Here is an 11,283-nt window from a genome sequence, read left to right on the forward strand (position 1 = left end):
ATGCCCCTGAAACCAATCTGGTTCAGTGGCATTTAGTTTAATATTTTTTAAAAAGCAGGCTTACTCCTGAATGTCCCAAAACCGATTCTCGATACAAAATTCCTTCAGAATTTCACTCGAATTGACGGTTTTAATCTAAATAACTACTTAATCGTAATATGTTTTTAAAACAATATCGGGATTTATAAGCTTTGCTAATTTCGATATGATTGTTTTGTCTATTTCAGGGGTTTCTGCTCCGAAAATGATTTCTTTTATTTCAATTTCTATATATTCTTGCTTTTCTCGCATTATGCGATATTCTTGTTCATAATCCCATTCTTTGATTTTATTGAGAAAAACATTCTTTAGATCTTCACTCCTGTTCGGGAAAAAATTAAACGTTGCTAAACCGCTGTAAGCTACTTTTTCAATTTTATAAAGTGAGTCATCAACGGTGAATCCTATTACAATTCCTCTATGGCCATCAGAATAATGAGACCACATTAGATGATTTTTATATGTTTTTGAAAATGAACAAACACTTATATGATCTTGTTTTCTAGGATTTAACCTGTAACGCTTTGCTTCAGATTGATTGTCTAGAATAAACTGACCCTCAAAATTGTCATTGAGATTTCGAAAACTTGCAGCATAAAGCCTTTGATTCAGGATAATGTCAAGTAGATATTGATAATTTTTTAAATCACGAAACTTATAGTATATGTTTTGCGAGTTTTCTTGCAACATATTTAGTTTATTCTATAGGCCGTGCCCTTGAATTTCTTCGTATCCCCGACCACGCCATATTCAAAGGTGTAAGAGGACTCCGTAGTGCTCAGGATTTTGATATGGATGGATTTTTCCTCTGCCTTGTTCTTTGGGTTCAAATTCTTTAGGACATATTCGCAATCGTTGATCCATCGGATGGAGGAAGAGTCCTTTTTACCCTCAAATTCATCCACTTCAATATCCAAAGTCCTGTGAAAGGTAGTTTTCTTTTCCTCCCCATTGATGGTTGCCATAAACGTGAACGTGCCTGTTTTGAAATCGGTACAGTTGCGTTGTGGGGCTTCTCCGCAAGCTAAAAAAACCAGTAATACGAGTCCAGAAAAGAGATATTTTACCATAGTGCAAAGAAACGGAAAGAACTCGAACGGGTCAATCTTTTTCGCCCTTATAGGTTTGAAAAGTGCCATCCCCAAAGAGCATGACAATGGTATGGGGCTGTTTTATGGAAGTCGCTTTGGACGAAACGGATGGAACTTGGACGGGATGGTCCACTACTTTTTCTTCAGGCTCAAGCGTTTTATGGCTTTCCTTTTTTGTAGATACATCATCAGGAAAACTACCTTCCCCTTTTAAAAGCCAATAGAGGTTTACCTCGGGATAGGCGTTGACCAGTTTCATCACAAAATCCAAACTGGGCCTGTTCCTTCCGCTAAGCAAATGTGAAATGCTGGAACGCTGCACTCCAATCTCATCCGCAAAAGCAGAAACCGATAGGCCGTAGTGGGCGATGACCGCCTGAATCCGGGAAATTATCTCTTCATCCACAAATGTAAATTTTCATATCCCAAATGTACAAATCCATTTTTAAACCAGAACACATCAATCAAGAATACTCCACAAAAATTCAAACTAAAACATAATATAACAACATATAACATACTGATATTAAATTAAATACATCATTTCAATTTAAAATTGATTACATATGTAACAAATTAGATGCGAACAGCAACAAGGATTGATGCTTTTGTAAACATATTGAATTCTTAATTGTTACAATTGTAAAATATTCGATGGTTATTTTTGTGGACCAATAGTTAGCCCCGTGATCGATCATTCTACATATAAAGAGCTTTCCCTAAAAGGAAGGTACATTACCCAAGAGATGTTGGAGGAAACCTGTTTTTCAAAACTGCACGTTCCTGTTGTTGAAATTGGAAAGTCCGTGGGTGGGAAAACCCTGCATGCTTTTATAATCGGAAGTGGTCGCAGAAAGGTTTTGATGTGGTCCCAAATGCACGGGAACGAGTCCACGACCACAAAGGCGATTTGGGACATGGTCAACTTTCTACAATCTGATGAGGTCATAGCTGAACACATATTGAAGAACTGCACGCTAATGATTGTCCCCATGCTCAATCCGGATGGTGCCAAGGCGTATACCCGCGTGAACAAAAACGAAGTTGACCTCAATAGGGACGCAAAAATGCTCACCCAACCGGAAAGTGTGGCCTTGCGACTGCTCTTTGAGGAATTCCAACCTGATTATTGCTTCAATCTCCACGATCAACGAACACTTTTTAGCGCTGGTGCCACGGACAAGCCCGCCACAGTTTCCTTTTTGTCCCCCGCAAGCAACGAAGCGCGGGATGTGACCCCTGCGCGTGAGACGGCCATGAAAATCATTGTGGCCATGGATACCTTGCTCCAAAAGCTCATTCCGGGACAGGTGGGAAGGTACGATGATGGATTTAACGACAATTGCGTGGGCGATGCCTTCCAGATGACGGGCACACCTACCATCTTGTTCGAGGCTGGACATTTTCCAAAGGATTATGAAAGGGAAAGAACCCGGGAATATATTTTTCAGGCCCTAATCGAAGCATTGAAAACCATTGCTTTGGACCAAATAGAACATTTCAGTTCGGAAGATTATTTCAAGATTCCCGAAAACGACAAGCTTTTCTTTGATGTGCTGGTCAAAAATCCAGACGTTCTGAACCCGGAATTGAGTAAAGAACTGGTCGGAATTCGATATAAGGAAGTGCTGGAGGAGGAAAAAATCATTTTTGAACCTGAAATCAGTGAAATGGGCACGCTTGAAGGATTTTATGGGCATGAAATAATAGAATGCCTTGATTTAAAGGATTTTGCACTTGCTCCACAGCATCAAAAAATTGTTAATTTATTGCTCCAAATCAAAAATTAAACAACTATCCTCAGCACATTCTTGCATTTTATTTAAAAAAGAAGCATTTTTATTACGCAAATTTCCTCAATTCACTAATTTTGCTGAAAATTTCAAGATAATGAACAAAGTTAAGTTAGACGAAGTCGACCACCAGATATTGGACATGTTGATAGACAACACCCGTACACCCTTTACCGACATTGCCAAAAAGTTGTTGATTTCGGCGGGCACGGTCCATGTTAGGGTCAAAAAGATGGAAGAAGCAGGAATCATCCGTGGTTCTTCGCTTACCCTTGACTATGTGAAACTGGGTTACTCCTTTATAGCATACGTGGGTATTTTTCTGGAAAAGACCCATCAGACCAAGTTTGTGCTCGAAAGGCTCAACCAGATTCCCTACGTAACCGTTGCCCACATCACCACAGGAAAGTTCAACATTTTCTGCAAGATCAGGGCCAAGGATACCACCCATGCCAAAAATATCATCTTCAAGATCGATGACATTGACGGTATCAGCAGAACGGAGACCATGATTTCGTTGGAAGAGAGCATCAACGACAAAAAGCGTTTGATGCACACGATTTTCAACGAGATGTAATTTACTTGACAAAAGGACCATGTTTCTTTCAGAGTTGCCTTCTTCTGAATACAATCTTTTTTACCATACTTATATCATGTCATTGGGGGAAGTTTCCCTAATGGATGCTTTGGTAACTGGAAAAGAGGAATTGTTGTCCCTTTTGGAGAAAATCCCAGAAAGCAAACTTTCTTTTGCCTACGCGGAAGGAAAATGGACCTTGGCCGAAGTCTTGGTCCACATCATAGACACCGAGAGAATTTTTCAATATCGTGCGCTTCGCTTTGCCCGGAACGACAAGGTTGATTTGCCGGGATTCGATCAAGACTTGTTTGTGCCGTATTCCAACGCCAATGGCAGGACCGTTGAGGACTTGATGGCGGAGTATATGGCCGTGCGGGATTCCACCATCACCCTTTTCAAACCTTTTGATGAAGGGACACTGAAACGCAAAGGGGTTGCCAGTGGTTCACCCATGAGTGTTAGGGCCATGGGTTTCATCATAAGTGGGCACCAAGCGCACCACCTTCGGATAATCAGGGAACGATACCTCGTTTAGCTCAATAGTCGTCGTTGTCCATCTCTTCGGATTCAAAAGCTGAATCCTGAAAAGGTTCTTCCTCCATGTCGGCAACAGGTTCAAGGTCAAATTCCCGGTCCAGTTCCCTTTCGATGGTCTCCTCAAAATTGGCCATGAAATTGGAGAGGCTCTTGCTGATTTTTACCAAGTAAATGGTGTCATCGGTCCTCACTTCCACAGCTTCTATGATTTCTCCATTGGGTTTTTTAATGGTCAGAAGGTCGTCATCCCCATATCCGTCAGGGTAGGAGTCAATCAAGGCAGTGGCCACTTTGTGGTCCATCTTTTGGTAGTCGATCAGTATTCGTTTCATAATGGTCAGTTATTTATACTGACCTAAACTATACTTTTTTGCAGAGGCGCAATCAAGAGAGTTGTAAACTGAAAAATTCAGTACGTGTAGCCATCATTCCGCGTAGTAATCGAACGCCCTGTGGAAGAGTTCTTCAGGCACTTTGATGTCCGTGACCGCATCGCCGATGGCCTGGAGGAGCACAAAATTGATATCGCCATGCGAATTTTTCTTGTCGTATTTCAGGAGTTTCAATATGGCATCTATATCATCCTTGTCAAAGTCCACTTTTTCAAAATACCGCAAAAACGTTTCCTTGATCTCTTCCAATGACAATTTGGGCAAACCCTTGAGTTCATGGGATATGAAACCTTCCAAGATCATGCCGATGGCGATGGCCTCACCGTGCAGAAGGGTTTTCTTATGGGGATTTTCAAGGCAGTAGGATTCAATGGCGTGCCCCAAGGTGTGCCCATAATTCAAGATTTTGCGCAATCCTTTTTCAGTGGGATCGATCAGCACCACATCGTTCTTGATGGCAATGGATTTTTGAATACTGGAAGCGTCCGTGAAATTGTTCTTTTCCTTTAGATCGGACCAATAGGCAGCATCCCTGATAAGGCCATGCTTTAGCATTTCTGCATAGCCGCTCGTCACCTGTCTTGGGTCCAGCGTCTTTAAAAATTCAGGGAATACCAATACCATTTGTGGTTGGTTGATGACCCCGATCTGGTTCTTCAATGCCCCAAGATCAACGCCGTTTTTCCCACCAATGGACGCATCCACCATGGAAAGCAGGGTAGTGGGGATGTTGATAAAATCGATGCCCCGCTTGAAGGTAGAGGCCACAAACCCACCCAAATCGGTGAGCACCCCCCCGCCAAGGTTGATCAGAAGACTCTTTCGGTCCCCGTCAAAATTGGACAAAAACTCCCAAACTTGAAGGCAGGTGTGGATGTGTTTGTTCTCTTCCCCTGGTTCTATTTCAAAAATGGAATCAACATACCCACTGAACATTTTATGGAATGCCGGCAAACAATGTTTCTTGGTGTTCGTATCGACCAAGACAAAGATCTTGGAGTAATTTTTTTTGGCAATGTGCTGGTTCAGGGCCGCTTGCGCCAACTCCCCGATATGTACTTCGTAGGTTTGTGATTTGACCGATTCCATAAATTGAATTTCACCACTAAATAAAGACTATTTTTATAGAAAAGGTTATAGATTCCGTACTTATATTTGGATCTTAAATAGATTACAAATAATGCTGCCGAATTTTGAGAATACTGCAATAGCTTTTGAGCTGAAGACCGACTCCCAGTTGGAGCGTGCCTACTTCCTTTTTAAGATGATTGCCAACGAACCCCTAGTGCGCATAGGCACTGCGGTGACCAACTTTGCCATAAAGGCCCACCTGCCTGTTGAAGGTCTGATCCGGGCCACCGTTTTTGACCATTTTTGCGGTGGTGTGAATGAGGAGGATTGCCTTCCCATCATCGATAAAATGTATGAGAAAGGAGTCTATTCCATTCTCGATTATTCCGCTGAGGGCAAGGAAGTGGACAACCAGTTCGATTTTGCCATGGAAAAGACCTTGGAAGTCCTAGATTTTGTCAAGGAAAAGGATGCCATTCCCTTTGCGGTGTTCAAGCCCACAGGTTTTGGTCGTTTCAAACTGTTTGAAAAAGTGAGTGCAGGCCATACGTTGAACGAAAGCGAAACAGCCGAATGGGGCAGGTTGGTGAACCGGTTCGACAGGGTCTGCAAAAAAGCCCACGACCTGGACGTGTCCCTGCTCATAGATGCGGAAGAAAGTTGGATGCAGAATGCCGCCGATGACCTGGTGCTGGAAATGATGCGCAAATACAACAAGGAAAAGGCCATTGTGTTCAATACCTTCCAAATGTACCGTTGGGACCGCCTGGATTATATCAAAAAATTAAAGGCTATTGCCACTTCTGAGCAATTTTGCGTCGGGGCCAAAGTGGTGAGGGGAGCCTACATGGAAAAAGAGAATGACAGGGCCAAGGAAAAAGAATATCCAAGCCCGATCTGCGCCTCCAAAAAAGAGACCGATGAGAACTTTGATGCTGCCATCAACTACATGATGGACAATTTGGACCGATTTGTACTCTTTGCAGGGACCCATAATGAGCAGAGCTGCCTCAAATTGATCTCAAAAATGCAGGAAAAGGGCATAGCGCCATCGGAAAGCACTATTTGGTTTGGACAATTGTTCGGGATGAGCGACCATATCACCTATAATTTGGCCGCACACGGATACAATGCGGTAAAGTACGTTCCTTATGGTCCGGTGCGGGACGTGATGCCCTACCTGATTCGTCGGGCAGAGGAGAACACTTCGGTGGCCGGACAGACCTCAAGGGAGTTGGCATTGTTGCAAAAAGAACGGAAGCGCAGGAAGTTGGAGGATTAGTTTTCTTGGATAGTTTCAGGAGAAGTCTTGATGGTGTTATGAAAAAATATAGGTGATTTATAAATCTGACTTCTCATTTACAAATCATAAAAAGCTCTTTTTGCCGATTTTATTTTTTGCAAGGATATTTAGTCCATGCAAATTTTTCCAAAAGAAATCATCGAAAATACCATTCAGGCCCACATTCCTAAAAATGGAGTGAAAAGCAAGGCTGTCTATGGCCTTATTTTAGCTGTCGTGATTTTGGCTGTTGGTTCCATGCCATTTATTAAAATTACAGTTTACAAAAATGCGCAGGGACTGGTCAGACCATCCATGGAACGAATTGCCATAACAAGTCTCCATTCAGGGAAAGTGTTGTTTTCCGATATCCGGAACAACAAATATGTAGAAAGGGGAGATGTGTTGCTTATTGTCGAGAACAATGTGCTCAACGAGCAAATTGCCTTGACAGATTACGACGGAAAAAGATTGCTACAAGAAATCAATGACCTACAATACCTTTTGGGGCAAAAACAACTACAGAGTGATAGTATTCAATCTCCAAAATACCAAAAAGAATACTTTCAGTATTCGGAATTCTTATTTGAACATAAAACCCGAATAAAAAAGTTGAAGGTTGATTATGAGCGGAACCAAAAACTCTTAGGGAGGGGAGTAATTGCAAAAGCTGAATTTGAAGACATCAAATTGGAATATGACCTGGCGATAAATGCTTTCAATCAGTTTAAACAGCAACAATTGAACAAATGGGAATCCAGTTTGACGGAGCTCAAGAATGAATTGGAAATCACCCAAAACAAAAGCTCCCAATATCTACAAAGCAAAAAAGAACATGTAGTTACCGCCCCTATCTCCGGTTCATTGGTAAATCCCATGGGCATTGAAAGAGGCAGCATAGTGTCTTCTGGTTCGATATTGACTGAAATATCCCCTGACACAGAGTTATTGGCCGTATGTTATGTGAGTCCTTCGGATATCGGGTTGATCGATGAATCAAAACCGGTCAATTTTCAGATTGATGCCTTTAACTATAACCAATGGGGACTGGCGACGGGAAAAATTCTCGAGATATCCCAAGATGTTGAGCTGATCAATGAACAACCCGTCTTTGAGGTAAGATGCCAAATGAACGAAGAGTTTTTGCAACTCAAAAATGGAGTAAGAGGTACCATCAAAAAGGGAATGACCTTTAATGCTCGATTTAAGCTCACTGAACGAACATTGTATCAATTGCTATACGATAAGGTTGATGATTGGATGAATCCAGCCAAACAGAATAGTCAAATCACCTCAACCGAATAAAATGGGAAAGACAACCATAAAACAGCATGATATTACGGATTGTGGAGCTGCCTGCCTAGCATCGATAGCTGCACATTATAACTTTCAGATACCAATCTCAAGAATACGACAATATGCAGGTACCGACAAAAAAGGCACAAATGTCTATGGACTCATAAAAGCCGCTCAAAAATTGGGTTTGGAAGCCAAAGGGGTTCGTGGGGATTTTGAAAGTCTTTTTAAGATACCCAAGCCTGCCATTGCACATGTGATAGTTCGGGAAAAACTGCATCATTATGTTGTAATCTATGAAGTGACGAAGACTTTCATAAAAGTGATGGACCCAGGTTCGGGCAAACTGGAAAAGCGCACCCATGAAGATTTTAAAAAGGAATGGACCGGTGTTCTCGTGATCTTGCTCCCGAGTGAAGATTTTCAAAAAGGAAATGAAAAGGTGTCGGTCTTCAAACGATTTTGGTTCTTGTTAAAACCTCATACATCGGTACTTGTCCAAGCTTTTATTGGCGCATTGGTATATACTCTGTTGGGTTTTTCCACATCAATCTATATCCAAAAAATCACTGACCATGTTTTGGTGGAGGGAAATGCCAAGCTTTTGAACTTGCTGAGCGTGGTCATGTTTGTTCTATTAGTGGTTCAACTGACCATTGGATTTTACAAAGACACCTTTCTTTTGAAAACTGGACAGCAAATTGACGCACGGTTGATTCTTGGCTACTACAAACACTTATTGAAATTGCCCCAACAGTTTTTTGATACTATGAGAGTAGGGGAGATTATTTCTCGGATCAATGATGCGGTCAAGATCAGAAACTTCATCAATGGGGTAGCCCTAAATCTGACAGTAAACGTCCTCATAGTGATCTTCTCCTTTGCCTTGATGTTTGCCTACTACTGGAAACTGGCCCTTATTATGGCAATCATCATTCCTTTATACATCTTTATTTATTGGATTGTGAACAGGCTCAACAAAAAAGTAGAACGCAGGCTGATGGAGAATGCGGCCGATCTGGAAAGTCAATTGGTGGAGTCCATGAATGCTGTCGGTACCATCAAACGATTTGGGCTGGAGGATTTTGCCAACATCAAGACGGAAACTCGTTTCATTACCTTATTAAGAACAGGGTATACTTCCGCTTTGAACACTATTTTCTCCCAAACATCGTCAAAAGCTATTTCTCAAATCTTCATAATCATACTTCTTTGGTCAGGGTCTGGGTTTGTAATCGAAAGACAGATTAGCCCAGGAGAATTGCTATCATTCTATGCCATTATTGGATATTTCACTGGTCCGCTGGGCAGTTTGATAGGGGCAAACAAAGAAATTCAAAACGCTCTTATCGCGGCCGACCGTCTATTCGAAATCATGGATTTGGAGCGAGAGGAAAAAGATAAAAATATAGTGTTCACCAGGGATAAGGTTGATGACATTACCTTTTCGGAGGTAAGTTTTCAGTATGGAACAAGGGTCGAAGTCTTCAAAAATTTGAACCTGACCATTCAGAAAGGCTGCATAACGGCCTTTGTGGGGGAAAGTGGCTCAGGAAAATCGACCCTCGTATCCCTTTTGCAAAACATCTATCCCATACATAAGGGTAAAATACGCATAGGGGACATAGACATTAACCATATCGAAAACCGGAGTCTCCGTAGTTTGATAAGTGTAGTGCCCCAAAAAATTGATCTGTTTGCAGGCAATGTCATTGAAAATATTGCGGTAGGGGAGATTGAACCAGATTTTGAGAAAATTTACAGCATCTGCAAGGACATTGGCATACTGGATTTCATTGAGAGTCTCCCCAACGATTTTAGTACCTATTTAGGAGAAAATGGGGCGTCTTTGTCCGGTGGTCAAAAGCAGCGGATAGCCATTGCACGGGCTTTATACAAAGACCCGGAAATTTTGGTCTTGGACGAAGCCACTTCCTCTTTGGACAGCAGTTCGGAGAATTTTGTGCAAAAAACCATTGCCAATTTACGCTCTGAGGGTAAAACGGTGATCATCATCGCCCATAGGCTGAGCACCGTGGTGAATGCGGATAAAATTGTAGTGCTGGACAAGGGCGAAGTTTTGGAGGAAGGTTCACACTACCAACTATACAACCAAAAGGGGGCCTACTTTAAACTGTGGCGACAACAAGTCCCCACATTTCTGTCCATACTTAAACCTGTTAATTCATAATTTCCATAGTCATGGCAAAACTTACACAACAACTGGAAATTATTGAGCGTATTGATCAGTTGATTCGTCTGAAGGCAACAGGAAGGCCAAAACAATTGGCTGACAGGCTGGAGGTTTCGGAAGCGACTGTGTTTAGAATGATAGAGACTATGAAAGGGCTTAACGCCCCCATCTGTTATGATCTGGCACGGCAAAGTTATGTATATACAGAAACAACCCATTTTAAATGTGGCTTTTATGGGGAAGAATTAGATGCATCGACTGAGCGTAGCCTCTCAGGGGGAAATTGTTTTGCGCATATGAAACGATTGTTGGCTTTTTAACAGCTTTATTGTGCATACTCTCAATATTTGAGAGTGGCGTGTACCATCTTTGGAATGTAACCCAAAGCAGCGCGCAATAGAATTTCTGGCTTTGGTTTCGGAAATTATTGTTTAATTTAAAAATTTTATAATTTGAAGAATTTTAATTGTTCTGTCCTTGATGATAAGGACATGAAAAACATCAATGGTGGTTCTGGCATTCTAGAAGGAGTCATCGTTGCAGCGATTAGTGTAGGCCTTTTAGCAGTTTATGAACTTGGGAAAGCCCATGGGGCTGAACATAAAAAATAGTAATATGAAAATAGAGCAATTATCTTTAGAAGAAACACAACAGATAGATGGCGGACTTCCTTATTGTGGTAGTGCAAAGCACAACGCGACGTCATTCCTCTTAAATCTATTAGTTCCTGGTCTAGGAGGTTTGTATGATTGCGGACATTTGGTCGGCTCTGAATAATTTGTTTTATTTAGCGCATAAGAAAAAAATCTTATGCGCTATTATTATATTTTAGTATTATGAAGAAAAAAATTTATTTTTTTGTTAGTTTAATTATCTCACTAATATTGTTGGGTTCAATATACTACTATGGAAAAAAGGATGGTAAAGAACATAGGGACATTCAGGAGTAAGCCTGCTTTTTAAAAAATATTAAACTAAATGCCACTGAACCAGATTGGTTTCAGGGGC

General features: G+C 41.5%; 14 protein-coding genes. 9 read left to right on the forward strand and 5 right to left on the reverse strand.

Going from position 1 to position 11,283, the window contains the following annotated elements:
• Positions 1 to 147: 147 nt before the first annotated feature.
• Genes SD450_RS19265 through SD450_RS19275 form a run of 3 tightly spaced genes read right to left on the reverse strand, consistent with a single transcriptional unit; the run spans position 148 to position 1,536 of the window.
• Positions 148 to 729: a DUF2971 domain-containing protein gene (locus SD450_RS19265; RefSeq protein ID WP_318345984.1), complete on the reverse strand. Its 582-nt coding sequence runs from the start codon at positions 727 to 729 to the stop codon at positions 148 to 150.
• Positions 730 to 731: 2 nt separating this feature from the next.
• On the reverse strand, positions 732 to 1,109 hold the full coding sequence (locus tag SD450_RS19270; RefSeq protein WP_318345985.1) for a DNA topoisomerase IV: 378 nt from the start codon (positions 1,107 to 1,109) through the stop codon (positions 732 to 734).
• Positions 1,110 to 1,140: 31 nt separating this feature from the next.
• Positions 1,141 to 1,536, reverse strand: a complete 396-nt coding sequence (locus tag SD450_RS19275) for a helix-turn-helix transcriptional regulator (RefSeq protein ID WP_318345986.1) — start codon at positions 1,534 to 1,536, stop codon at positions 1,141 to 1,143.
• A 280-nt stretch (positions 1,537 to 1,816) separates the two neighbouring features.
• On the opposite strand from SD450_RS19275, the gene SD450_RS19280 reads away from it, so the two are divergent.
• From SD450_RS19280 to SD450_RS19290, 3 genes are all read left to right on the forward strand, one after another.
• Positions 1,817 to 2,920, forward strand: coding sequence for a M14 family metallopeptidase (locus SD450_RS19280; protein ID WP_318345987.1), 1,104 nt, complete (start codon positions 1,817 to 1,819; stop codon positions 2,918 to 2,920).
• 100 nt (positions 2,921 to 3,020) lie between these two features.
• Entirely contained in the window at positions 3,021 to 3,500 is a 480-nt protein-coding gene (locus SD450_RS19285) for an Lrp/AsnC family transcriptional regulator (RefSeq protein ID WP_108425583.1), read from the forward strand.
• Between the two features lie 76 nt (positions 3,501 to 3,576).
• Complete coding sequence (locus SD450_RS19290) at positions 3,577 to 4,038, forward strand: DinB family protein (RefSeq protein WP_318345988.1); 462 nt, start codon at positions 3,577 to 3,579, stop codon at positions 4,036 to 4,038.
• A gap of 1 nt (position 4,039) precedes the next feature.
• Here the strand turns inward: SD450_RS19290 and SD450_RS19295 are convergent, their stop codons facing one another.
• Positions 4,040 to 4,372, reverse strand: coding sequence for a hypothetical protein (locus SD450_RS19295; RefSeq protein ID WP_318345989.1), 333 nt, complete (start codon positions 4,370 to 4,372; stop codon positions 4,040 to 4,042).
• 93 nt (positions 4,373 to 4,465) lie between these two features.
• Complete coding sequence (gene aroB, locus SD450_RS19300) at positions 4,466 to 5,521, reverse strand: 3-dehydroquinate synthase (RefSeq protein ID WP_318345990.1); 1,056 nt, start codon at positions 5,519 to 5,521, stop codon at positions 4,466 to 4,468.
• Between the two features lie 91 nt (positions 5,522 to 5,612).
• Here aroB and SD450_RS19305 point away from each other — a divergent pair, with 91 nt between their 5' ends.
• The 6 genes from SD450_RS19305 to SD450_RS19330 all read left to right on the forward strand — a co-directional run bounded on the left by SD450_RS19305 (position 5,613) and on the right by SD450_RS19330 (position 11,052).
• Positions 5,613 to 6,785, forward strand: coding sequence for a proline dehydrogenase family protein (locus tag SD450_RS19305; protein WP_318345991.1), 1,173 nt, complete (start codon positions 5,613 to 5,615; stop codon positions 6,783 to 6,785).
• A 135-nt stretch (positions 6,786 to 6,920) separates the two neighbouring features.
• Complete coding sequence (locus tag SD450_RS19310; protein WP_318345992.1) at positions 6,921 to 8,090, forward strand: HlyD family secretion protein; 1,170 nt, start codon at positions 6,921 to 6,923, stop codon at positions 8,088 to 8,090.
• 1 nt (position 8,091) lies between these two features.
• A complete protein-coding gene (locus tag SD450_RS19315; RefSeq protein WP_318345993.1) occupies positions 8,092 to 10,272 on the forward strand; it encodes a peptidase domain-containing ABC transporter in 2,181 nt (726 codons plus the stop codon).
• A gap of 11 nt (positions 10,273 to 10,283) precedes the next feature.
• Positions 10,284 to 10,595, forward strand: coding sequence for an HTH domain-containing protein (locus SD450_RS19320; RefSeq protein WP_318345994.1), 312 nt, complete (start codon positions 10,284 to 10,286; stop codon positions 10,593 to 10,595).
• A 132-nt stretch (positions 10,596 to 10,727) separates the two neighbouring features.
• On the forward strand, positions 10,728 to 10,886 hold the full coding sequence (locus SD450_RS19325; protein ID WP_318345995.1) for a hypothetical protein: 159 nt from the start codon (positions 10,728 to 10,730) through the stop codon (positions 10,884 to 10,886).
• 4 nt (positions 10,887 to 10,890) lie between these two features.
• The gene (locus SD450_RS19330) at positions 10,891 to 11,052 is read left to right on the forward strand and encodes a hypothetical protein (protein ID WP_318345996.1); all 162 of its coding nucleotides are present in this window, start codon (positions 10,891 to 10,893) and stop codon (positions 11,050 to 11,052) included.
• The last annotated feature ends 231 nt before the right edge of the window (positions 11,053 to 11,283 follow it).

This window comes from Flagellimonas baculiformis, assembly GCF_033441575.1.
GTDB lineage: Bacteria > Bacteroidota > Bacteroidia > Flavobacteriales > Flavobacteriaceae > Flagellimonas > Flagellimonas baculiformis.